This is a genomic window from [Ruminococcus] torques ATCC 27756 (genome assembly GCF_000153925.1).
Taxonomy (GTDB): domain Bacteria; phylum Bacillota; class Clostridia; order Lachnospirales; family Lachnospiraceae; genus Mediterraneibacter; species Mediterraneibacter torques.
The window spans coordinates 35,580-57,807 of the sequence record NZ_DS264367.1 but is presented as its reverse complement, the minus strand read 5'-3'; the positions used below and the strand labels follow the sequence as shown (position 1 = coordinate 57,807).

The 22,228-nt window shown below is 38.0% G+C and carries 22 protein-coding genes, 1 tRNA gene and 3 pseudogenes; 19 read left to right on the top strand and 7 right to left on the bottom strand.

The features are described from left to right. Positions 1-21: 21 nt before the first annotated feature. Both RUMTOR_RS10205 and RUMTOR_RS10200 read right to left on the bottom strand, forming a co-directional pair. Positions 22-1,170, bottom strand: a complete 1,149-nt coding sequence (locus tag RUMTOR_RS10205) for a YibE/F family protein (RefSeq protein ID WP_004847666.1) — start codon at positions 1,168-1,170, stop codon at positions 22-24. Between the two features lie 16 nt (positions 1,171-1,186). Then, a complete protein-coding gene (locus RUMTOR_RS10200) occupies positions 1,187-3,586 on the bottom strand; it encodes a purple acid phosphatase family protein (RefSeq protein WP_044998228.1) in 2,400 nt (799 codons plus the stop codon). Between the two features lie 515 nt (positions 3,587-4,101). Between RUMTOR_RS10200 and RUMTOR_RS10195 the strand changes: the two genes are divergently transcribed. Further along, positions 4,102-4,175, top strand: a tRNA-Arg gene (locus RUMTOR_RS10195). A gap of 184 nt (positions 4,176-4,359) precedes the next feature. Here RUMTOR_RS10195 and RUMTOR_RS10190 read toward each other — a convergent pair. Beyond that, complete coding sequence (locus RUMTOR_RS10190; protein ID WP_155236780.1) at positions 4,360-5,058, bottom strand: phage integrase SAM-like domain-containing protein; 699 nt, start codon at positions 5,056-5,058, stop codon at positions 4,360-4,362. 90 nt (positions 5,059-5,148) lie between these two features. Between RUMTOR_RS10190 and RUMTOR_RS13325 the strand changes: the two genes are divergently transcribed. From RUMTOR_RS13325 to RUMTOR_RS10165, 5 genes and pseudogenes are all read left to right on the top strand, one after another. After that, positions 5,149-5,331 (top strand): hypothetical protein, encoded by a 183-nt coding sequence (locus RUMTOR_RS13325; protein WP_147607168.1) that lies wholly within the window; start codon positions 5,149-5,151, stop codon positions 5,329-5,331. Next, on the top strand, positions 5,318-5,809 hold the full coding sequence (locus RUMTOR_RS10180; protein ID WP_009320430.1) for a Spy0128 family protein: 492 nt from the start codon (positions 5,318-5,320) through the stop codon (positions 5,807-5,809). Before RUMTOR_RS13325 ends, RUMTOR_RS10180 begins: the two co-directional genes overlap by 14 nt. Then, a pseudogene (locus tag RUMTOR_RS10175) lies at positions 5,797-6,246 on the top strand (tyrosine-type recombinase/integrase); the annotation flags it as partial. The gene RUMTOR_RS10180 and the pseudogene RUMTOR_RS10175, both read left to right, overlap by 13 nt. A gap of 183 nt (positions 6,247-6,429) precedes the next feature. Continuing rightward, on the top strand, positions 6,430-7,683 hold the full coding sequence (locus tag RUMTOR_RS10170; RefSeq protein WP_004847661.1) for an ATP-binding protein: 1,254 nt from the start codon (positions 6,430-6,432) through the stop codon (positions 7,681-7,683). Between the two features lie 65 nt (positions 7,684-7,748). Further along, positions 7,749-7,985 (top strand): DUF4869 domain-containing protein, encoded by a 237-nt coding sequence (locus RUMTOR_RS10165; protein ID WP_004847660.1) that lies wholly within the window; start codon positions 7,749-7,751, stop codon positions 7,983-7,985. 98 nt (positions 7,986-8,083) lie between these two features. Here the strand turns inward: RUMTOR_RS10165 and RUMTOR_RS10160 are convergent, their stop codons facing one another. The 3 genes and pseudogenes from RUMTOR_RS10160 to RUMTOR_RS10150 form a co-directional block, all read right to left on the bottom strand. Beyond that, complete coding sequence (locus tag RUMTOR_RS10160) at positions 8,084-8,287, bottom strand: helix-turn-helix domain-containing protein (RefSeq protein WP_004847659.1); 204 nt, start codon at positions 8,285-8,287, stop codon at positions 8,084-8,086. Further along, positions 8,259-8,636 (bottom strand): RNA polymerase sigma factor, encoded by a 378-nt coding sequence (locus tag RUMTOR_RS10155; RefSeq protein WP_004847658.1) that lies wholly within the window; start codon positions 8,634-8,636, stop codon positions 8,259-8,261. The genes RUMTOR_RS10160 and RUMTOR_RS10155 overlap by 29 nt, the downstream gene beginning before the upstream one ends. Position 8,637: 1 nt before the next feature. Next, positions 8,638-8,904, bottom strand: a pseudogene (locus tag RUMTOR_RS10150) (VaFE repeat-containing surface-anchored protein); the annotation flags it as partial. Positions 8,905-9,106: 202 nt separating this feature from the next. On the opposite strand from RUMTOR_RS10150, the gene RUMTOR_RS10145 reads away from it, so the two are divergent. The 11 genes and pseudogenes from RUMTOR_RS10145 (at position 9,107) to RUMTOR_RS10105 (ending at position 18,374) form a co-directional block, all read left to right on the top strand. Beyond that, positions 9,107-9,400: a type II toxin-antitoxin system RelB/DinJ family antitoxin gene (locus RUMTOR_RS10145; protein WP_004847656.1), complete on the top strand. Its 294-nt coding sequence runs from the start codon at positions 9,107-9,109 to the stop codon at positions 9,398-9,400. Next, the gene (locus RUMTOR_RS10140; protein WP_004847655.1) at positions 9,390-9,704 is read left to right on the top strand and encodes a type II toxin-antitoxin system RelE/ParE family toxin; all 315 of its coding nucleotides are present in this window, start codon (positions 9,390-9,392) and stop codon (positions 9,702-9,704) included. The genes RUMTOR_RS10145 and RUMTOR_RS10140 overlap by 11 nt, the downstream gene beginning before the upstream one ends. 334 nt (positions 9,705-10,038) lie before the next feature. Further along, entirely contained in the window at positions 10,039-10,212 is a 174-nt protein-coding gene (locus RUMTOR_RS13040; RefSeq protein WP_155234463.1) for a hypothetical protein, read from the top strand. A 198-nt stretch (positions 10,213-10,410) separates the two neighbouring features. Further along, entirely contained in the window at positions 10,411-11,277 is an 867-nt protein-coding gene (locus RUMTOR_RS10135; protein ID WP_022003029.1) for a PRD domain-containing protein, read from the top strand. Positions 11,278-11,291: 14 nt separating this feature from the next. Then, positions 11,292-12,680 carry a PTS transporter subunit EIIC gene (locus RUMTOR_RS10130; protein WP_004847652.1) on the top strand — a complete coding sequence of 463 codons (1,389 nt, stop codon included), beginning with the start codon at positions 11,292-11,294 and terminating at the stop codon, positions 12,678-12,680. Position 12,681: 1 nt separating this feature from the next. Then, positions 12,682-13,164 carry a PTS sugar transporter subunit IIA gene (locus RUMTOR_RS10125; protein ID WP_004847651.1) on the top strand — a complete coding sequence of 161 codons (483 nt, stop codon included), beginning with the start codon at positions 12,682-12,684 and terminating at the stop codon, positions 13,162-13,164. A gap of 39 nt (positions 13,165-13,203) precedes the next feature. Beyond that, positions 13,204-14,682 (top strand): glycoside hydrolase family 1 protein, encoded by a 1,479-nt coding sequence (locus RUMTOR_RS10120; RefSeq protein WP_004847650.1) that lies wholly within the window; start codon positions 13,204-13,206, stop codon positions 14,680-14,682. Between the two features lie 327 nt (positions 14,683-15,009). Further along, a pseudogene (locus RUMTOR_RS10115) lies at positions 15,010-15,615 on the top strand (ATP-binding protein); the annotation flags it as partial. 467 nt (positions 15,616-16,082) lie between these two features. Next, positions 16,083-17,543, top strand: a complete 1,461-nt coding sequence (gene abc-f / locus RUMTOR_RS10110) for a ribosomal protection-like ABC-F family protein (RefSeq protein ID WP_044998230.1) — start codon at positions 16,083-16,085, stop codon at positions 17,541-17,543. Between the two features lie 21 nt (positions 17,544-17,564). Further along, positions 17,565-17,690 carry a helix-turn-helix domain-containing protein gene (locus RUMTOR_RS14000; RefSeq protein ID WP_081017363.1) on the top strand — a complete coding sequence of 42 codons (126 nt, stop codon included), beginning with the start codon at positions 17,565-17,567 and terminating at the stop codon, positions 17,688-17,690. 93 nt (positions 17,691-17,783) lie between these two features. Continuing rightward, positions 17,784-18,374: a sugar O-acetyltransferase gene (locus RUMTOR_RS10105; protein WP_004847645.1), complete on the top strand. Its 591-nt coding sequence runs from the start codon at positions 17,784-17,786 to the stop codon at positions 18,372-18,374. A gap of 158 nt (positions 18,375-18,532) precedes the next feature. Here RUMTOR_RS10105 and RUMTOR_RS10100 read toward each other — a convergent pair whose 3' ends face one another. Continuing rightward, positions 18,533-19,243 (bottom strand): GntR family transcriptional regulator, encoded by a 711-nt coding sequence (locus RUMTOR_RS10100; protein WP_009242984.1) that lies wholly within the window; start codon positions 19,241-19,243, stop codon positions 18,533-18,535. Between the two features lie 163 nt (positions 19,244-19,406). Here RUMTOR_RS10100 and RUMTOR_RS10095 point away from each other — a divergent pair, with 163 nt between their 5' ends. Continuing rightward, complete coding sequence (locus RUMTOR_RS10095; RefSeq protein ID WP_004847643.1) at positions 19,407-20,417, top strand: SIS domain-containing protein; 1,011 nt, start codon at positions 19,407-19,409, stop codon at positions 20,415-20,417. A 411-nt stretch (positions 20,418-20,828) separates the two neighbouring features. Then, entirely contained in the window at positions 20,829-22,151 is a 1,323-nt protein-coding gene (locus RUMTOR_RS10090) for an anaerobic C4-dicarboxylate transporter family protein (RefSeq protein ID WP_004847639.1), read from the top strand. Positions 22,152-22,228 lie beyond the last annotated feature (77 nt).

Sequence of the window (22,228 nt, the reverse complement as noted above, 5' to 3'; positions counted from 1 at the left end):
CCGGAAGAGCCGAAAGGCACACTACGGGATCATCTTTTGTTTTCGAGTCAGCATAAATGCGGAGATTGCAGAAGCGGCTGGAATTGTCAGAACAATTCCGAATGTTCCGCATAGTCCCTGAGCAATTTCGATGCTGAGATAATTAGAATTGATAAGTTGGTTAAATTGTACTTGATATGAGAGGAACACAAGTAATGTGATGAATGCACTGCCTGTAAATGCAAGGATCAGTGTATTCGTCATTGTTCCGATCATATCTTTTCCTATTTCTATACCGGATCTGAAAATATCTTTTGCAGTAAGAGTCGGATTATGGTGATAAATTTCGTAAAGTGATGAAACGACAGACATTCCGACATCCATGATCGCACCGAGAGAAGAAATTACAACTCCCGCAAAAAGAACGTCTTTAATCTGTAGACCGGTTTCTTCATGTATTAAAATCAAACCTTCGGCATCTGCCGAACTGAATCCGTCCACATGGATCATGGCAGATGTGATAAGGAAAAGAATAAGCGCAAAAAACATTCCAATCATTGTAGATAAAATCGCGGAAAATGTTTTCCCGCTTTGTCCGTTTAACAGAAGAAGAGTAACTGCCGTGGAGAGTATGGCACATATGATACTGGATGCGATCGGCGGCCATCCTGAGAATACGGCAGGCAGGAGAAATTCAATGATAAGAAGCATAGAATAAAGAAGCCCTGCGATTGATTTTAATCCCTTTCCTCCGCCGATACAAAAGATCGCGGCTGCAAGAACGGCGGCACATGCAAAAAGAGAAAATGTGCGGTCATAATTGTATACAGTATAATATGGCTCAATATTATCAGGCTGATCGATATTGATAATAAGAGGCATATGGATTTTCGCATGAACATTATGTGTTTTCGTTAGATAATTTGTTACTTCTATAATTTTACCTTTTTGAATTCCTTCGGACATTTTTATTTTTAAATCCTGACTGCCGAGGTAAATTTTAAGTTCTTTATCATATTCAATGTCCTCATTAGAAATCTCCACTACGACACCTTTGTCGTAGTGGAGTGTATCTGTGCTGTATCGAGAATAGCTTTTAAACCCGAAATTCTGAAGAATAAGTATAGTGAGGACACTGAGGAAAATAAGTATCAGTACAATATAGTTTTGCTTTATTTTTCTCAACATCATTTTATCCTATCTGATCTTAAGCAGATCTCCTTCTTTTTGTAATAAATGCAATAACGGAAAGTGATGCGGCAAGCAGCAAAGCTATCGGAGCAAAAGTGGTGATATCGCCGGTTTTTGCGGACGGAGCAGAAGTATTTGCTTTATTACTGCTGTTGTTATTGTTGTTGGCATTATTATTGCCGCTGTTATTGCCATTGTTGTTATTGCCATTGTTGTTATTGCCGTTGTTGTTATTGCCGTTATTGTTATTGCCGTTATTGTTATCGCCGTTATTGTTATTACCATTGTTATCATTACCGTTTTGATCATCGGTTTTGACAAGATGCTCGTAAGCTGTCTGAAGATCTAAAAGCGATGCATCCAGCATATCTTGTGTGGCATCAGAATTTTTTAACAGTTCTTCTGCTGATGTAAGAGCATCGGAAAAGGACTTCCAACTGTCTTTTGTATAATCAGACTCCGATAAATTCATATTTTTAAGTTCATTTATCTTATTGAGAAGAGCTGTATTATCCGCTTTGTAGATTGTAAATTCATCTAATAAAGATAGATCATCGGCGTAATAAGTTTTCATTGTGTAAGAAGTATCTGTCACTTTAATATCTGTTACCGTTCTTCTGTAAGATTGATCCATCTTAGCGGAATATTCGGCATTCGGAGCTTTGATATCATAGTATTTACTACCGGAAGCAGAGTTTGCGGTAAGATAAAGAATTCCTGTCGGATTTGTAACGCTGCTCTGAACTCCTTTACTTGTGTCAGGAGTTGTTCCGTCCATCATATAAGTTCTTGTGTAAACATGATCATGTCCCATTAATACAACATCAATATCAAGATCTTTGAAAACTTGAGGAAGTTCATTACGTCTTGTAATGATATCGCCGTCGTCAACATGACTTGCAGTTGAGAAAATAGAATGGTGAAAAACAACTGTTTTCCATTTTACATTCGGATTTGCAGCGATTGCTTCTTCGATAAATGCTTTATGTTCTGCGGTGGATCTGTCATTGGAGTTTAAATTAATGAAAAGTGTATTTTCGTAAACAAACCAGTAGTCGCTTCCGGCAGTTGTCTGTCCTTTGTCAGCGCTTTCGTTTGGCAGGTTAAAATGCTGATTATATGCGGCAGAACCTGAGTCGTGGTTTCCGATTGTCGTAGCGCTCGGAAGGGAAGTAAACAACTCATTTATGTATCCTGTATACTGTGTTTCATTTGAGGCCGTGTTTACCTGATCTCCGCCTGAAAGAAGAAAGTCGGCGTTAAATTTTGAAGAAATAGTTTTCAAAGTTTCATTCCATCCTTCAATATCGCTGTCTGTGCTGCCGGCGCCGATCTGAGGATCTCCTACGAAGGCAAATTCATAAGAACCGTCGTTGTTTCCGGAAGTAAAACTATAAATATCACTGATTGTATCGCCATTTTTTACACGATACACATATTCTTTATCAGGAAGAAGTCCTGTAAGAACCGCTTGATTAGAATAGAATCCTTTTTCGTTTGCAGCTGTTGAAGAAGCGGGTACAGTTAAGTAATTTTCAGGGAATGTATCGCCTGTTTTTACCGCATACTGAACTTCTCCTGCCGTTTCTGTGTCGGCGTACCACGTAATTCCCTGACTTGACGTATCGTTTCCTACAGTTAGAAAAATAGATTTCTGCGTTACTTTTTCATCATTGCTTCCGCTGTTATCGCCGTCTGTATTATTTTCATTATAGTTTAAAGACAAATTCTGAAATTCAAAGTAAATATCAGAACTGGATTCACGGTCTTGATGAAGTTCTACAGAAAGAACGTTTGATCCCTCTTTTAAGATGCTTTTCAGTTGATCTTTTGTAAGAACAACTGAAGCTTCTTTAGGAGCTCCTGCGCTTACTCCTGCATAATAAAGATTATTTTCATGCTTTTCATCCGGCATGTCGGCTGAAGTGATCAACTGTCCGTTTAAGTAAACGGCAACAGCGTCGTCATGGAAAAGAGTTCCTGTGACAGAAGTGATCTGATCAATATTTTGTGCATTAAAAGTTGTACGGAAGAAAAATGTCGGAGTACATTTGCTGTTTTCTTGATCTTGATATTGCTGTAAAAGAACTGTCGGAGTAAATCCGTTAAAAGATGTAAGAGCGCCCCTTTTCGCACCGAATTTTCCGGCGGCAGACTTCCATGCAGAGTCATTAAAATCAGGAGTAGTCCAAGCAGTGAGCGAGGACAGCCCGGATGCCGGATCTGTGTTGTTGTCAAGATATTTCCATGTTGTCTTTTCATTGACTACGGTTACATTTTCCTCGGTATTCTGCTCTTTTGCGTAAGCAGTGACCAAAGCGGCGGAACACGGAAATGCATTTATAACGCTTCCCGTTCCGAGAATTGCTGCAATCGCCGCAGCGCCGATCTGTAATTGAACGATTCGTTTTTTCATAATAACCTCCTGTAAAAGTTCCTGTTTTATTCGTATGATGCCGTGACAGTAAAAGACGGTCACATGCCGATAGTTATCGTAGCATTTGAAAAAAACACATACAATAGACCTTACAGTCATTTAAAATAAATGACAAAGATTTAAAATAGAGAGAAAAACTTAACAAAAATAAAAACCAGAATTTAACGTAAAACTAACAAAAATAAAAATCATGGAAAAAATAGTGGAAGCAAAATGATTTCAGAAAAATACGAAAAACGGTTGTAGCAGACAGATGAAACTGTTATAATAGATGAGGTATTTACAAATATTAAAAAAGTAAAATAATTGTAATTAACAGCTTCAAAAGAGCTGATAATTAAAATAAAGGTTGCCATAACAAAAATCCTGAAAACAGAATGTTTTCAAGGAAAAGCGGCATTTGTCTCGTTAGTTAAATGGATATAACAGGGTCCTCCTAAGCGGTAGATGATTCGAGTCTAAATTTTGCATACAACTTAATATTTTTGATAGATGTCTCAGTAGCTCAGTTGGATAGAGCACACGCCTCCTAAGCGTGGGGTCGGAGGTTCAAATCCTCTCTGGGACGCTGGAAACAACGCTGTAAGCCTTTGTTTTCAAGGGTTTACAGCTTTTTTTGTTTAGCTGTACTCTTTAGACAAAACCATTTTTCTTTTATTGGAGGTTAATGTATGTTTATGAGTTGGAACTTATATTTTGCTAATTGGAAACGAACAGAAACGATGTCCTTGCTAATAAAAATAGCTTCCTTGCTAATAGGCAACTGTCTTAGGCAGCCAGACCTTACGGATGCTGGAATCTGTCTTTGGTTTTTTCAGGATTATCCGGGTGCTGGTATTCGGCATTAACGGAGTAAAGATATGGTAAATGTCTTTTTCTCCTAACGTCTCAATCGCCTGTTTGGACGCTCGTGCCAGTTCTGCTTCTATGTAGATATAAGCATTATCAGTTGCTATGTTTTCATCCTCAATATGAACATTTTTCCAGGTTAGTCCAAGAATCTCCCCCATACGCAAAGAACACGCAAAAGCAAGGTTCATGGCAATATACAGTTTACTGTCGGTACACTGATCCAAAGCAAGACGAATCGTTTCAGCATCCCAAATATCGCGCTTTTTATATTCAGTCTTGGGAAGGACTACATTGTCAAAAGGATTTTTTTCAATCAATTCCCAACGAACAGCTTGCTTAAAAGCACACCGTAGAAGTTTGATGATTTTCTCAATCGTTGAGTTCGTGACAAATTCTGTCCGTGCTTTCCTATTCTTCCGAGAAACAGAAGGCGTCTTTTGAAGTGTTTGAATATACTTATCCACCACGCGGGTAGTAATGTCTTGCACTTCCATATCTCCGATAATCGGATTGATATAGTTGGCAATCAGGGCTGTTTGACTGTCATACATAGACACGCCCCATTTTTTCTCCCCATACGTGGAAACAAAATCATACAGAAAATCTGAAACTTTCTGATTATTCGGAGGAAGGAATGTACCATTGTTCTGTTGGTTTTCAACCTCCGCTTTCCGTTTCAGCGCTTCTTTATGGGTATGCCAGGTTTCCCATTTCTGTTTTGTTTGAAGAAAACATCTTTTGATGATAATGAAAGATATGTAACGCTATCTACTTGTACTTCAGAGAGTACAAACGGCAGACATCTTCTAATTGGAAGAATTTTAGAAAATAATGCTGATGAAAAAGGAGAACCGCAATATGAAGAAAAATAGACAGATACTTGTGTTAGCAGCTCTATTGTTTAGCTTCTTGTGTTTTCCTGCTGATAAAGTTTTAGCTGCATCAAATGTAGTAGAGGTTCCGTTAACAGTTAAGCAAAATTTTGAAGAAAATAGCAATGAAAAAGGAATTGATCTTACTGGAACTTATGAATTTCGTGCATTAGACATAGGCATTCCTATGCCGGGAGATTCTGATAACGACAGACATGTTTTTGTACTGGATGGTAATAATGCGGAAAAGATGATTTCATTGCAGTTCCAGCATGGCGGAGTATACCGTTATCATTTGGTTCAAACAAGTAAGGATAAAGAAAATTATACATATGATAGAAGTTCTTATATTATAGCTGTTTATATCAAAAACGGAGAAAATGGGAAATTGGTTCCACAAGTAATTGCAGAAAAAAATGATGGTAAGAAGTATGGAGAATTAATGTTTTACAATTCATATAATAAGAGGAATATATAGATTATAATCTGGTGATGGCAACGACATTTGGAAATCCAATTGGTACAGGGGCAATCCGGGGACAATTGAAAAAACTGATCGAAGAGCATAATCTTCCTCCGGTTGTCTTCCACAGTTTAAGACATAGCAGTGTAACCTATAAATTAAAACTGAATGGAGGAGACATCAAAGCGGTTCAAGGGGATTCCGGCCATTCACGGGTTGATATGGTAACAGATGTATATTCCCATATTATTGATGAGGATCGAAGACGAAACGCAGAATTATTCGAGGAAGCATTCTATGGGAAGAAAAATCTGGATCCAAAGATGCACGATGAAACAGCAACTCAGACAGTAGATGTGCTGGATGATGTAGATGCAGAGCTGCTTGCAAAAGTATTGGCAAATCCGGAAATGAAAGCATTGCTGGCATCACTGGCGAAGGCAATGAAGTAATGAAAAATAGTGAAAAAATAGTGAAATTTTAGTGGAAAAATTCTGCAGGAAATTATTCAATAGAATTACATAAAAGCGTGTCGATGAACATAAAATAGGAGTAGATATTGAAAATCTGTTTTTTCTGTGGTAGAATTTCATTACTAAAAATTGTGCAAATACATAAAAATGAGGAATTAGATAATGGAAATTAAAAGAGATGCTTACTTACAACAGTTGATAGAGCGAAAAGATAACGGAATGATAAAGGTAATTACTGGGATTCGTAGATGCGGAAAATCATTTTTATTGTTTACCATATTTAAGAGATATTTACTGGAAAATGGTGTTGATACAGATCACATTATTGAAATTGCATTGGACGGTATCGAAAATGAAGAATTGAGAGATCCCAAGGTGTGCTATAAGTTCATTAAAGATGCTATGAAGGATAGTAAGAAGTATTATCTTCTTCTGGATGAAGTACAGTTTATGCCACGATTTGAGGAAGTGTTGAATAGTCTGCTACGTATGAGCAATATAGATGTGTATGTTACTGGAAGTAACTCAAAGTTCCTTTCCAGCGATATTGTGACTGAGTTTCGTGGTAGAGGTGATGAAATCAGAATCTATCCCCTCTCTTTTGCAGAGTTTTATTCTGTTTATAATGGAGACTATGACGATGCATGGGACGATTACATGACTTATGGTGGACTGCCGCAGGTCGTAGGTCTTCAGAGCGAACGACAGAAAGCAGACTATCTAAAGAACATCTTTGCTAATGTATATCTGAAGGACGTTATAGAGCGAAACAAGATTCAGAATGTGGACGAGATCGGTATTTTGGTTGATGTGCTTGCTTCCGCAATTGGCGCACCTACTAATCCAACGAAAATTGCCAACACATTTTCCAGTGAACGTCAGATGAGCTATACCAACAAAACAATCTCCAACCACATAGATTATCTGGCAGAAGCCTTTTTGATTTCTAAGGCTAGCCGTTATGATATTAAAGGCAGAAAGCATATTGGCGCTAATTTGAAATATTACTTTACTGATCTGGGATTGAGAAATGCCCGACTGAATTTCAGACAGCAGGAGCCTACTCACATCATGGAGAATATTGTTTATAATGAGTTGTTGATCCGTGGCTATAATGTTGATGTGGGTGTTGTGGAAGTATTTGACAGGAATAAAGAAGGTAAGCGTGTTCGCAAGCAGTTGGAGGTTGATTTTGTAGTAAATCAAAGCAGTCAAAGATATTATATTCAGGTTGCATACGACATGACCTCGGAAGAAAAGCAGACTCAGGAGTTCAATTCTTTGCGTAATATCCCGGATTCTTTTAAGAAGGTTGTCATTGTAAATGGAAGTAAGAAACCTTGGAGAAATGATGAGGGATTTGTCATTATGGGAATGAAATATTTTCTTTTGAATGCAAATAGTTTGGAATATTAGTTTTGCTTGTTTATAAAGGCGCATATGTAATTTGGAGACTTACAAAGATTAAATAAGAGGTCGTTATGTTAAAAATATATTTAGGAAATATGGAGAAAGCGATTTATCATCCTCCGACTTATTTTGATAATCAATATGAGGATGAATGGATTACAAAAGAATTATCAATCAGGATGATTAAAGAAGTTGATAAATCAGATGTGATAAATTCAAGTCTGATACAGAGTCCGGTATTGGGAACAATTTCTGCGAAAGAACTATCAGGTTCTGTAAAGACATTGATGCTAATGGCATTTAAATAAAGATATATAAAGTAAAGATAAAATAATTACAGATTTAATCAATTACCCATTCCATTCCTTTCCGTCCCTCTTAATTCTTTCTCTGACTTTGCTACTCACTACCTGTCAAAACGGAATTGCAGAATAGCTTTGATAAGCTGTGTTTTCAAACGGTCTTGAATATCGTCGTTAATATATCCTCGATATTTGGACAGATATTTAATGCGTGGACTGTAATGTTGTAAAACAAGTTCAATCGCTTCCGGTTCTCCGGCGACTGCCTTTTCAATGACTTCAAAGGGTATCAGCTTCTTGTTCCTCATGTTCTAATCTCTCCATTTCTTTTCGCAGCTGTTTTAGTGCCGCTAATTTCCAGTAATTTGCTGTACTTCTGTTTCGCCCATACTCTTTTCCGATTTGAGCGTCGGTATAACCGAAGAAAAAGTACAGGAACAAAACATTGCGTCTTTGTTCGGTCAATTTCAATAGTGCGTCGGCTAACCGCTTACTTGCGACAACAATCTCTTGCCCTTTTACAGCAAAGACGGTCGGTTGGTCGTACTGCTCAAAATAGGTATCCGTTGTGAACGGTTCAAGCGGTGTTTCGGATATTAAGTATTCAAGCGATACTTCTCGTTTTTGCTTCCGTCCAAAATCACGATAGGCAGTCATTTGTACCTTTTTTCAGACCGTCTAAAGTAACAGTATCAACAATAGTCACACTTTTACCAGCGACGATTGATTTTTCACCTGTTGCTTTATCGGCAGCAGTCGTATGGATAGTGATTTCTGGTTCGTATTCATCTGTCAGCGTACCTAAGTCAATCACGGTCTTATTTCTTGAAACTACCACATCAAAAGCAGGAATCAGCGTCATTCCCTTATTGGAATCGCAGCGCAATTCCTCAATCGTATAGGTATCGTAAGGCAAAGTTGACCGGGGATGTCGTATTAGACGAAGCTACGCTGACTTTCAAAATTATCTAATCAAAACAGGACGTTCATTTACAAAGTGGGATTCTCGGGTTACTATTTACCCCCTAAAATATGATATAAAAACCAATATAAATGTCATATCATTACAAATGTATTGAATTAGAAATGATTAGGCATTATAATAAACAAAAACGGAGGTGTGAAATATGTCAAGTACAATACAAATTCGAGTCGATGATGAGTTAAAAATGAAATCCGATCAGCTTTTTAAAGATCTTGGGACAGATACAACTACAGCAATTCGGATGTTTTTAACGCAAGCTGTAGCAAATAATGGTTTTCCATTTGAAATTAAAAGAATCGTACGAAGTCCATATAGTCCTATGACGGAAGAGGAGATTTTAGAAAAACTGGAGAAATCCAGAGAGTCAGCAGCAAAGGGAAATCACAAATCAGCGGAAGTGGTTGTTTCAGAACTGAGAGGAAAATATGGATTATAAGGTTGTGGTTACATCAGATGCAGAAGAAGATTTGGATAGATTTCTTCAATATCTTCTCTTTGAAAAGAAAAATGAACCAGCAGCCGGAAATATTCTTGACGATTTTGGAGATACATTAAATTGTTTGAAAAATGTTGCAGGAAGTTTGTCTTTATGTGAGAACCAAAGACTTAGAGCGTTAGGTTATCATAGAATTAATTTTTTAAGACATCGATATTTTATGCTCTATAGAATCGAAGAAAATACGGTGTTCATAGATGACATATTTCATGAACTTCAAGATTACGAAAACAAAATGAAATAAAATCGAGATAACAAAATAAAGGAAAAGTGCATTCACACTTTTGGGAAAAGAGACGATTGATTTTTATAATACTTCTGATACCAGAGGGACAAGCCAATTCTATGGTTTGAATTATCAGAAGACAGGTTTTCTGCAGAGAATGACAAAAGATATACACACGAAGAAGTGTTTGCAAATCTTCGGAGAAAAATAAATGGCTAATACAAATTATGAGTTAAGATATTTTGCTACTATTTTACCGGGATTTGGAGGAAAAAATAGTATATATAGCAGAAACTTTGCAAAATCCCCAGGCAGCAAATAATCTGTTGGATGATGAACCTAATGAGGGGTGGTGTATGATGTTGTTAAAACCTATGTAACTGAAAAAATAGGTGACTTAACTGGTTTGGAGGTTATGGCAACATGTCCGAGAAGTAGTCAAAGTAAAATAAGAAAGAGGAACACCGGAAACGGCGTTTCCTTCGGAATAGTAGATTTGCACAAAGAAGTTGAAAAAAATATATAAAAAATGCTCAAAATACAAAAAAGTGTTGACGAAAAGATTGATTTGTAGTATTCTTTTTGTAAAATAAATACGAAACAGGGAATCATAGGCTTGTTACTTAATCTTGGTTATTAAGGCAAATTCTATAATATGACTGTAAGAGTGAGCAGTCATTTATAAAGTTTGTCTTTTTTGTTGTTTTAGGGAGGAGGTGTGATAGTGAAAGAAGATACAGGGCAAATTTTGATTGTGGATAAGATTGTTAATAATAATATTGTGATAGCGAAAGATTTTCGTGGTCGGGAAGTAGTTGCCATAGGGAAAGGAGTCGGGTTTCGTAAACGTAAGAATGAAGCGGTTCACAGATCTGAGATCATGAAGACATATGTGCTGTTGGACAAAGTTGACAGCGGTGTGCTTACGTTGTTTGAGGAAATACAATTTGAAGTTATTGAAACTTCGCAAAAAATTATTGATTATGCTCAGGAAAAGTTGAACGTTAAATTTAATGTAAATTTGTTAATGAGTCTGTCGGATCATATTAACTTTGCATTAATCCAATACCGGCAGGGAAATCACGTACCCAAACTGGTGAATGAGGAAGTAAAGCGTTTTTATAAAGAAGAATATCATATTGGTGAAATTGCCGTCCAAATGATTAATGAAAGATTTCAGATTCTTTTTCCAAAAGACGAAGCAACGGCTATAGCGTTTCATTTGATTACGGCAACAGAGAACAAGTCGAATCATCAGATGATGATTATCATGAAGGCTGTTTCGGATATTGTAAAAATTGTAGAAGACTATCTGAATGTCTCTTTACATGAAGATACCATTGCTTATTCGAGATTTGTTATTCATCTAAAATTTTTGTTTAAAACTGTTTTGTCAAAGCAGAATGTACCGGAAGTTGCAGGGATGGATTTCATTTTTACTCAGATTAAATCAGAATATAAAAATGTTATAGAGTGTGTGAAGAAAATCGCAGATTATATTATGGAAAAATTTAATTACCGATGTACAGACGGGGACTGCATTTATCTTATGTTACATGTTGTACGATTATATGAAACTACATTGAATTGAATGGAGGATGTGCTATGTCAAAAATTGATTATCAGGATTTATCTGCAAAAATTATGGACAATATCGGCGGAGTAAAAAATGTAAAAACAGTTACGCATTGTGTGACGCGATTGAGGTTTTATTTGCATGATAGAAATATAGCGGAAGATAGTGAAATAAAAAAACTGCCGGGAGTCCTTGGAGTAGTATATGGGAATGGACAATATCAGATTATATTGGGAGAGCATTTATTTAATGTTTACGATAATATCGTAAAAAATTATTCTGTAGAAACAGAGGATGCTATTGATGAAAATCTCGATGAAGATTTAGTGCAAAGCAGTGAAAAGAAGAACTTTAAATATTATTTCAGCAAAGTGATCTTGTTTATGGGACAGGCAATGACTCCGTTTATTACTGTTGTTTACGGAGCCGGAATGTTAAGAGTTGTGCTTTCTCTGGTCAGCTACTTTGCGCCGGCTGCTGCGGAGAGTTCTACATATCAGTTGTTTGATTTTATGTCGCAGGCTCCGTTTTATTTTATGCCGATTCTGGTAGCTTATGGAACATCAAAAGTATTGAAAGCAAACCCCGCTTTTTCAATCGCTATGGCAGCGGCGCTTTTATACCCGAATTTTATCGCTATGATGGAAGCCGGAGAAGCAGTGACAATGATGAAACTTCCGGTTTATTTAACGACATACGGAAGTACGTTGCTTCCGGGAATTTTCTCGGCAATACTGGTAGCCTATCTTGAAAAATTATTTTATAAAATCATACCGGGAATGTTGCGGTCTGTATTTGCACCTTTATGTGTTTTCCTGATCGGATATCCGTTGACAGTTCTCGTACTTGGTCCTGCAGGCGCTGTTGTTGGATCATGGATTGTAAAAGCAATCGTATTTATACAGGCTCATGTGGGAGGATTTGCGCCTGGAATTATTGCGGCAACGCATCCGTTTTTGGTAATGATGGGAGTTAATATGTTGATGGTTGCACCGATGACAGAACTTCTGACGAGGGTAGGAAGTGATAATGTATTCCGCCCGGGATGGATTTTGCATAATATTTCAGAAGGCGGCGCATGTTTTGCAGTAGCTGCCAGAACAAAAGATAAAGATATGCGTATGGCAGCATTGTCCGCAGGGATAGGTGCGATTGTATCAGGAGTTTCAGAGCCTGCTTTATATGGTGTGAATTTGAGACTTCGTAAGCCCATGATCGGACTTGTACTTGGTGGTTTTATCGGTGGATCAGTTGCAGGGTTTATGGGTGCAAAAGCGTTTAGCATGGGATATTCAAGTATATTGGGCGTTGTCATTTTTGAAAAAACGATTGCTGCAATTATAGCAGGTGTAATCGTTTCGTTTCTTGTATCATTTATTGTTACATTTGTTTTATTTAACGGAAAGGAAACAAAGTGATATGTTAGGATTTGGAAAAAGAAAATCTGTTTCACCAGGAAATATTGCAGCCGTTGTCAGTGGACAGATTATCCCCATTGAAAAAGTAAAAGACGAAGCGTTTGCGAAAAAAATGATGGGAGACGGTGTAGCGATTGTTCCGTCAGATGATTATATCGTATCTCCCTGTGATGGAACAGTGTCTATGTTGTATCCGACGCTTCATGCTTTTGCCGTTACAAGTGAAGACGGAATGGACATTTTAATTCATATAGGAATTGATACTGTGAAATTAAAAGGAAAAGGATTTCGGAGTTTTGTAAAGCAAGGGCAGAAAGTTCATGTCGGAGAGCGGATCATAAGAGTGGATTCTTATGACATGAAGAATAAGGGGATAGATCTGACAACTATGATACTGTTCCCTTCAGCCGATAAAAAGATAGCTGTAAAAAAAGAAGGCTATGCAGATCAGGGGAAAACAATAGTTGCATCCTATTCTGTATAGGAAATAAAAATAAAACAAGAAGAAAAGGAGATTTAGATTATGCAGAAATTCAGTAAAGACAGAAAAGTTATGGATAGTTTTCCGGAAGATTTTTTATGGGGAGGGGCTACTGCGGCAAATCAGTATGAGGGAGCATATCTTGAAAATGGAAAATTGCCATCGGTTGCGGATGTTCAGCCACATGGTGTATTTGGATATCCGGATCGCAATGCTAAATTTTATCCGACTCATGAAGGTATTGATTTTTATCATCATTATAAAGAAGATATTGCCGAGTTTGGGGAAATGGGATTCAAAGTATATCGTACAAGTATAGCGTGGACGAGGCTGTTTCCTACAGGGGAGGAAGACCAGCCAAATGAAAAAGGAATGGAATTTTATGACAAGATGTTCTATGAATTGAAGAAAAACGGAATGGAAATTATGATTACGATTTCTCATTACGAAATGCCGCTGAATCTGGCTGACAAATATGGCGGATGGAAGGATCGCCGGATGATTGATTTTTATGTACGTTTTGTTAAAGCTATGGTAAAGCGGTGGAAAGGTGTAGTTAAGTATTGGCTAACATTTAATGAAATCGGAAACAATATACATAAAATGGAGTGGATGACTGCAGGAATCGACCCATTGAACGATACACTTCAGGATGTTTATCAGGCGTCACATTATCAATTCGTAGCAAGTGCTCTGGCTGTCAAAGCAATTCATGAAATCGATCCACAGGCAAAAGTGGGATCTGTGATTGAATATAAGACAATATATCCGATGAGTTGTGATCCAAAGGATTCTCTGGTAGTATGCAGAGAAAAGCAAAGAGGTTACTTTTTCTCGGATGTCCAGGTGCGTGGAAAGTATCCGGGATATGCATGGGAGTATTTTAAAGATAATGATATTAACATTGAATATACGGATGAGGATATGGAACTCATTGCAAAATATCCTGTGGATTTCTTGAGCTTTACTTATTATCGTTCACGAATTGCATCGAAGGATTATGTGGAATCCGTCCAAAAAGAGACAAATAAATCGGATAAGGAAGTAGAAGGCGATACATCATATAGAGGAGATGATAATATCGTCAATACAGGAAAAACGAACCCATACCTGAAAATAACGCCATCCGGCTGGTCGATAGATCCGGATGGACTGTTCCTGGCATTAGAAGATCTTTATAGCAGATATCAGGTTCCGATTTTCATTGCTGAGAATGGTCTTGGCGTAAAAGAAGAATTAGTTGACGGGACAGTTGATGATACATACCGAATGGAATTTTTAAGAGATCATATTATTTCTATGAAAAAGGCGATTAGAAACGGAGTGGATTTATTCGGATATGCGTGGTGGGGACCGATAGATCTTGTATCAAACGGTTCAGGTCAGATGTCTAAACGCTATGGATTTATCTATGTAGATAGAAACGATGCCGGAGAAGGAACTCTGAAACGATATAGAAAAAAATCTTTCTATTGGTACAAAAAAGTAATCGAATCAAACGGAGAAGACTTAAGTATTTAAGATCGGAAAATAAAGATGCAGATTTGGCAATGGGAACATTACCGGGAGTATAAGATTTAGTCTGTACCGGGGATGATTTACACATTAGTAACCGTAAAAATTATTCTACTTTTCGTAAGTAGAAAAAATTTTCCTGTGGCGTATGATGTGACTATAGGAGGTACGAATAGATGAGTCAACATGTTACAGGAGCAGTGATTAAGGCGCTTCGCGAGAAATGTCATTATACACAGGCAGGGCTTGCGATCCATTGATTGTCAGACCTGTACTGGCTGGAGTTTGTGAGATTATTTAATTGCATTACATAAAAATGTGTGAATGCACATTGTGCTTGCATCTGCAATCGGAGCACCGATGAATCCCTCAAAGATTGCTAATACCTTTGCCGGTGAGCGCCAGATGATTTATTCCAATAAAACAATCTCTAATCATATCGACTATTTAGCAGATGCCTTTTTGATTTCCAAGGCAAGTCGATACGATATTAAGGGTAGAAAGTATATCGGTGCAAATCTGAAATACTACTTTGCTGATCTGGGGCTGAGAAATGCTCGTTTGAATTTCAGACAGCAGGAGTCTACTCATATTATGGAAAACATTGTTTATAACGAGCTGTTGATCCGTGGTTACAATGTTGATGTGGGTGTCGTGGAGGTATTCGATAAGGATAAATCGGGTAGGCGTGTCCGTAAGCAGTTGGAGGTTAATTTTGTGGTAAATCAGGGAAACCAGAGATATTACATCCAAGTTGCATACGACATGACTTCCGAAGAAAAGCAAATGCAAGAGTTCAATTCTCTGCGTAATATTCCAGACCCTTTCAAGAAAATTGTCATTGTAAATGGCAGCAAGAAGCCTTGGCGAAATGATGAAGGGTTTGTCATTATGGGAATGAAGTATTTCCTTTTGAACGCAGATAGTTTGGAGTTTTAGTCGAAATACTGTACAGAACAGGCAGTATCGATTATCGGCGGTGCGGATGGCCCGACAAGTATTTTTATTCGGCAGTGGTCTGCGCTTTGAGTGATCTGTGACTTGACAAAGTAAATGATTGTGTTTAAACTCTAGTTAATAAACAGAGAGGGCGCTATTGCGTAAGGTGGGAAAATGATTAACAGATAATTTATTTTAAGTAAAACGCAAAATTGTGATTGGTTGCTGCAAGAGTCAGCTCCTTTTGTGTACGCTTAAATTAGATTATCTTCCACCGTATTTGTTATATGAATTGACGGATATTTTGCGTCAATGTATCTGAACATGGTGATGAGAGGCTTTTTTGCGTATGCAAAAAAGCCTTTTTGATGTCGACAAGACAAAGTCCGGACCTGTCCGGGATCTTGCCGGCCGCTTCCGGTGATTCTGTGCGGCAGATAGATTGTAAAACGGAGGAGGAATTTATTATGTCGATGATCCGTGTTGAAAATATTACGTTTTCATATCCTTCAAGTTTTGATCCTGTTTTTGAAAATGTGAGTTTTCAGATTGATACAGAATGGAAACTCGGACTTGTAGGAAGAAACGGAAGAGGAAAAACAACTTTGCTGAAACTTCTTCTTGGAGAGTATGAGTATAGAGGAAAAATAACAGGCGCTGTTACGTTTGATTATTTTCCATTTCCTGTTTCGGATAAAACGCAGATGACAGAAGATATTTTGCGTCAAGTATGTCCGAATGCCCGGCAATGGGAATTAATAAGAGAACTGTCCTACCTTGGAATAGAGTCTGAAGTGTTATGGAGGCCGTTTGAAACAATGTCAAACGGGGAGCAGACGAAGGCGCTTCTTGCGGCGCTCTTTTTAAAAGAAGAGCATTTTCTGTTGATCGATGAACCTACAAATCATTTAGATGTGGAAGGGCGCAGACAGATGGCAGATTATCTGAAAAGGAAAAGGGGATTTATCCTTGTTTCACATGACCGTTATCTTCTGGACGAGTGTGTGGATCACATTTTGTCATTAAACAGATCAAATATAGAAATACAAAGCGGAAATTTTTCTTCTTGGATGGAGAACTTTAAGAAGAGGCAGAATTTTGAGATAAACAGAAATGAAAGTTTGAAGAAAGATATTCGTCGGATGAAAGAATCTGCAAGGCAGGCAAAAGTATGGTCTGATAAGGTGGAGTCGTCAAAGAGAGGCGCGGCGGATAAAGGGTATGTAGGGCATAAAGCGGCAAAGATGATGAAAAGATCTAAAAATGCCGAGGCAAGAAAAGAAAGAGCAGCCGAAGAAAAATCAAAACTGCTTAATAATGCAGAATATGCAGAAATGTTGAAAATAACTCCGCTTATGTATCATAGTGAAAAACTGGTATCTTTTTCTGATGTAGCGGTTATTTATGAAGGAAATCAAGTGTGTGATGCGGTTACATTTCAGATATGCCGGGGTGAGCGTATTCTTATTCAAGGAAAAAACGGAAGCGGAAAAAGCAGTTTATTGAAATTGCTTTTAAAATATCCGATCGAACATACCGGAACTGTTACGAGTGGATCAGGACTTGTCATTTCTTATGTTCCGCAGGATACGTCACATTTAAAAGGAACATTGACCGAGTTTGCTAAGGTTCATAAAATAGATGAAAGTCTGTTTAAAGCGATATTGAGGAAAATGGATTTTGAACGTGTGCAGTTTGAAAAGGATATGAAAGATTTTTCGGCAGGGCAGAAGAAGAAAGTATTGATTGCCAAAAGTCTTTGTGAACCGGCGCATTTATATGTATGGGATGAACCGTTAAACTATATCGATGTGTATTCAAGAATCCAGATCGAGCAGCTGATCAGGCAGTTTTCTCCTGCAATGCTTCTCGTGGAGCATGATGTTACTTTTCAAAAGGAGATTGATGCTAAAGTGATTACATTGTGAAAATGAAAGGCCATTAAATAACTGCATATCCATCGTAATTCGTTTTTATATCGAATCAATAAAATTGAAGAGATTACCGGCGTCGATCTGCGGGAATATCATACGTTTATACATCTTGCGATCAATATTTACATAGAGGAGATATAGAGAAAAATATTCACCCTATTTTTCACAGGGGCGATAGACATCGAATATAAAAACAGCTATAATTTTTACAGCGATGGGAAGGAGAAGAAGGTAATGACGGAAAAAGAAAAAATGCAGTCTCAAAAACTATATGATGCAAATTATGACTCTGAATTGGAAAGGGAAAGAATAGAGTGTAAGGCGTTATGTCAGGAATATAATCATCTGCCGATAAAAGAGACGGAAAAAAGAAGTCGGTTAATAAAAAAGATCCTGGGAAAAACGGGAGAAAAAATTCACATTGAACCTGACTTTTGGTGCGATTACGGATATTGTATATCGGCAGGTGAAAACTTTTATGCAAATCACGGATTGGTTGTGCTTGATGCAGGCGGAGTTTCTTTCGGGGATAATGTGTTCGTTGCTCCGAATTGCGGATTCCATACATCGGGACATCCGATTGATTTCGAGAGGAGGAATCGGGGTCTGGAATATGCATATCCAATTAAAGTAGGAAATAACGTATGGTTTGGCGCAGGTGTACAGGTGATGCCCGGAGTAACGATAGGAAGCAACGTAGTGATCGGCGCAGGAAGCGTAGTCGTGAAAGATATTCCTTCGGACAGCGTGGCTGTAGGAAATCCATGTAAGGTGATCCGTCCGATTACGGAAGAAGATAAAAAGAAATGTTGGGACAGAACGTAAGTACAGTCATAGAGTGTAAGCATAGTGTACAAATGCGGAAGTCCAAGTGTAAAGTGTAAATAGAAATCAGACATAAGTTAAAAAATGCTCCTCATCAAACAGATTTTTATGATAAGAACTGTTTAATGGGGAGCATAATTAAATGTCCAAATGTAAAGTCAGACAATAAAAGTAAATTTATCACCGATACATAACTGCTGACATAAGTTTGTAATCGTGTTCTCAACATCGTGGATCGTGCTTTTGATCCGAAGAAGCGGATAACCTTTATTAATATTAAGCGCCTTTGCTTCCTGAGGAGAAGCGAAGATGATATCTAAAGTTTTTCGTGAGTGATCTAAAATAATATTATGTTTTTTCAGAACTTCAAACAAAGAAGTATCGTTTAAGTCTTCGCCGAACAGGAAGGAAAATGATTCGGGAAATTTGTTGAGTTCGATAATTACCGGCTCATCATCCATATATCTGATTCTTTCCAATACAAGTATTTTCTCTCCGGGTTTTAAAGACATTTCTTTTATTTCACGTTCGGAAGGCTCTTCTAATGCGATTTTGATCGTTTTTGCTCCGGCAGTGGCGTTCATCATACGGCACATATCAGTAAAGCTGATGACTTCCGTTATACTGCGGTGGAGCTTCTTTTCTGCGACAAAAGTTCCTTTTCCTGATTTGCGGTCGAGATATCCTAATTCGGATAATCCGGCAAGCGCTTTCCGAACAGTAACTCTGCTTACATGGTAAGTTTCGCTTAGTTCGTTTTCTGTGGGGAGGCGGCTTCCGGCAGGGCGTTCGCCTGTCTCGATCTCATGCTGAAGCTTTTCTTCTAATTGTTTGTATAGTGGCGTTGCAATCGTATTATTTAATTCCATAAACAACCTCCCGTATAAAGTATTACTGTTCACATTATAATACATTTGCATAAAAATGTATATAATAAATAGAAAATAAATTATATATTGACAATAAGTATTATATTGTATTACACTCTGGTTAGAAACAAAGAAATACACAACAAGAAGGAGATGTAATACAATGTCATATGTAAGTACAGATATTAAGAAAATCATTGCGGAAATTATCGAAAACAAAAAAGAAAAAGGCGGAGTAAAAAATATTTATTTCGTAGGATGCGGAGGTTCTCTGGGAGCGCTTTATCCGGCAAAGACATTTATGGAAAGAGAGGCGCAGGTACTTCGTTCAGCATGGATCAACAGTAACGAGTTTGTTCATAGTACACCGAAGGATTTCGGAGAAAACTCAATCATATGTCTGGCATGTCATAAAGGAAATACACCTGAGACGATTCAGGCGGCAAAACTCGGAAAAGAAAAAGGCGCCGCAGTTATTATCCTTACATGGCTTGAAGAATCTGAGATCATTGAGTTCGGAGATTACATTATTCGTTATACATTTGATGCAAGTTTGGATCACCTTGCGGGAGACATCGATTATGCAGGAGAAAAAACACAGTGCGCGCTGCTCGTAGCTGTTGAACTGTTAGCGCAGACAGAAGGCTATGAGAACTATGAAAAGTTTTATGAAGGACTTGGCATGATCAGCAACATTATTAAAAATGCCCGCAAACATGTAGCAGAAAGAGCGGAAGCTTTTGCAGAAGAATATAAGAATGATTCGGTAATCTACACAATGGGAAGCGGCGCTTCTTACGGAGCTGCTTATATGGAAAGTATCTGTATTTTTATGGAAATGCAGTGGCTTGATTCAAGCAGCATTCATACAGGAGAGTATTTCCACGGTCCATTTGAGATCACAGATGCAAACCGCCCGTTTATGATCCAGATTTCAGAAGGAACAACGAGAGAATTAGATGAAAGAGCTCTTACATTCCTTAAGAAATACGCAAAACGTATTGAAGTTCTCGACGCAAAAGAACTGGGACTGTCAACAATCGACGCATCTGTTGTCGATTACTTTAATCATGCTTTGTTTAACAATGTATACCCGATCTACAACCATGCTCTTGCGACAAAACGTGAGCACCCGCTTGCAACACGCCGCTATATGTGGAAAGTAGAGTATTAAAAACGGATATAAAAACAAATTATTTATGACCAATTAAGCGATATAACTTATTTTATAAAAGGAGTCTGCACAGTGTGCGGGCTTCTTTTAAATTGGGCGAATAGTAATGCTTATGGTATGAAAAAAATTGGAAAATATAGGTAATACATATAAATAATACAAAATAATAGAAATACAGCATCATGCACAAAAATGTAATTAATATTCATATAAAATACACAAAGTTGCAAAAATAAATTGACAAAACAACAAAACAAATATACTATTGTATCAGATACAAAACAATACAGAACGATACAAAAGAATACAATGCACTGGATTGGTTTGTAGAGTTAAAGAATATGCGCATAGTTCTTTAAAAGGAAAACTCAAAATGAGGGTAAACTAAAGAGTGATTTAGGAGGTTAGCTTATGTTTTGGATAGAATTGATTATCGTTTTGGCGATCATTTTTATCGGAGTTCGTGTGGGAGGTACGTTCCTTGCGATGGCAGGAGGAATCGGAATGTTTATTATGACATTTATTCTCCATGTTACTCCTTCTGATCCGCCGATCACAGTAATTTTGATCATGATAGCAGTTATTTGTGCGGCGGCAACAATGCAGGCTTGCGGAGGTTTGGATTACCTCGTCCGCATAGCGGAGAAAATCCTGAGAAAGAACCCGAAAATGATTACGGTACTGGCTCCGGTTGTAGCATATATCTTTACATTTATGTGTGGTACAGGTCATATCGTTTACAGTCTTCTTCCGGTTATCAACGAAATTGCCATTGAGACAGGCGTTCGTCCGGAAAGACCGATTTCCGCATCGATCGTTTCTTCACAGCAGGCGATCACAGCGTGTCCGATTTCAGCGGCAACAGTCGGAATCCTCGCTTTCATGGCAGAGGCAACAAATTATACGAAAGTAAATATCTTCACATTACTTATTGTTTGTGTTCCGGCTACATTGATCGGAACAGTCATTGCGGCAATCGCAGTAATTAAGAAAGGCAAAGAGCTTGCAGATGATCCTGAATTTCAGGCTCGTGTTGAGGCAGGATTGATCGAGGATTTCTCCAAGAAAGTAAAAGAAGAGAAAAAAGTCAGCAAAGAAGCAAAAATTTCCGTTACGATCTTCCTCATTGCCATGGTGGGAATCGTTCTTCTCGGCGCAGTCAGCGGTTTAGTTCCGACGCTGGCAGACGGAAGCAAACTTCCGCTTACGACAGTAATCGAAATCTTTATGCTCGTAGCTGCGGCGGCTATGATCCTTCTTACAAAACTGGACAGCAACAAAGTTCTTGATCAGCCGGTATTTAGAACAGGTATGTTTGCGGTTGTTCTGGCGTTTGGTCTGTGCTGGCTTGTAAATACATTTATCGGAGATCAGTCGTCATTTATTACAGACAATATGTCGGCGCTGACAAATAAGTATCCGTGGATTTTCATTGTAGCGGTATTTATCGTAGGTGCGATCACAACGAGTCAGTCTTCGACAACAATGATCATGATTCCGATCGGAATCGCTTTAGGACTTCCGGCAAACGTAATCGTGGCAGGTTGGATCGCATGTTCATCTAACTATTTTATTCCGGCTTCGGGACAGTGTGTTGCAGCTCTTGCATTCGACTCGGCGGGAACAACGAAGATCGGTAAATTTGTATTGAACCACAGCTATATGATACCGGGGCTTGTATGTACGGTCGTATCAGTAGTAGTCGCACTTCTTATAGGAGCGGTTGTATTCTAAGAAGTCAGAAGACAATGTGCTGCGGCAATATAGAAAGAAAGCTGAAAAGCAAAAAGAGACTGCAGCCTTGTATCCGT

Bases quoted from the DNA above. Each gene is read 5' to 3' on its own strand.
- RUMTOR_RS10090 (WP_004847639.1), top strand. From the start codon at position 20,829: ATGTTTTGGATAGAATTGATTATCGTTTTGGCGATCATTTTTATCGGA.
- RUMTOR_RS10120 (WP_004847650.1), top strand. From the start codon at position 13,204: ATGCAGAAATTCAGTAAAGACAGAAAAGTTATGGATAGTTTTCCGGAA.
- RUMTOR_RS10170 (WP_004847661.1), top strand. From the start codon at position 6,430: ATGGAAATTAAAAGAGATGCTTACTTACAACAGTTGATAGAGCGAAAA.
- RUMTOR_RS10130 (WP_004847652.1), top strand. From the start codon at position 11,292: ATGTCAAAAATTGATTATCAGGATTTATCTGCAAAAATTATGGACAAT.
- RUMTOR_RS10160 (WP_004847659.1), bottom strand. From the start codon at position 8,287: ATGAGGAACAAGAAGCTGATACCCTTTGAAGTCATTGAAAAGGCAGTC.
- abc-f (WP_044998230.1), top strand. From the start codon at position 16,083: ATGTCGATGATCCGTGTTGAAAATATTACGTTTTCATATCCTTCAAGT.
- RUMTOR_RS10165 (WP_004847660.1), top strand. From the start codon at position 7,749: ATGTTAAAAATATATTTAGGAAATATGGAGAAAGCGATTTATCATCCT.
- RUMTOR_RS10180 (WP_009320430.1), top strand. From the start codon at position 5,318: ATGAAGAAAAATAGACAGATACTTGTGTTAGCAGCTCTATTGTTTAGC.
- RUMTOR_RS10205 (WP_004847666.1), bottom strand. From the start codon at position 1,170: ATGATGTTGAGAAAAATAAAGCAAAACTATATTGTACTGATACTTATT.
- RUMTOR_RS13325 (WP_147607168.1), top strand. From the start codon at position 5,149: ATGGGTATGCCAGGTTTCCCATTTCTGTTTTGTTTGAAGAAAACATCT.
- RUMTOR_RS10200 (WP_044998228.1), bottom strand. From the start codon at position 3,586: ATGAAAAAACGAATCGTTCAATTACAGATCGGCGCTGCGGCGATTGCA.
- RUMTOR_RS10145 (WP_004847656.1), top strand. From the start codon at position 9,107: ATGTCAAGTACAATACAAATTCGAGTCGATGATGAGTTAAAAATGAAA.
- RUMTOR_RS10125 (WP_004847651.1), top strand. From the start codon at position 12,682: ATGTTAGGATTTGGAAAAAGAAAATCTGTTTCACCAGGAAATATTGCA.
- RUMTOR_RS10140 (WP_004847655.1), top strand. From the start codon at position 9,390: ATGGATTATAAGGTTGTGGTTACATCAGATGCAGAAGAAGATTTGGAT.
- RUMTOR_RS10155 (WP_004847658.1), bottom strand. From the start codon at position 8,636: ATGACTGCCTATCGTGATTTTGGACGGAAGCAAAAACGAGAAGTATCG.
- RUMTOR_RS10105 (WP_004847645.1), top strand. From the start codon at position 17,784: ATGACGGAAAAAGAAAAAATGCAGTCTCAAAAACTATATGATGCAAAT.
- RUMTOR_RS10095 (WP_004847643.1), top strand. From the start codon at position 19,407: ATGTCATATGTAAGTACAGATATTAAGAAAATCATTGCGGAAATTATC.
- RUMTOR_RS10100 (WP_009242984.1), bottom strand. From the start codon at position 19,243: ATGGAATTAAATAATACGATTGCAACGCCACTATACAAACAATTAGAA.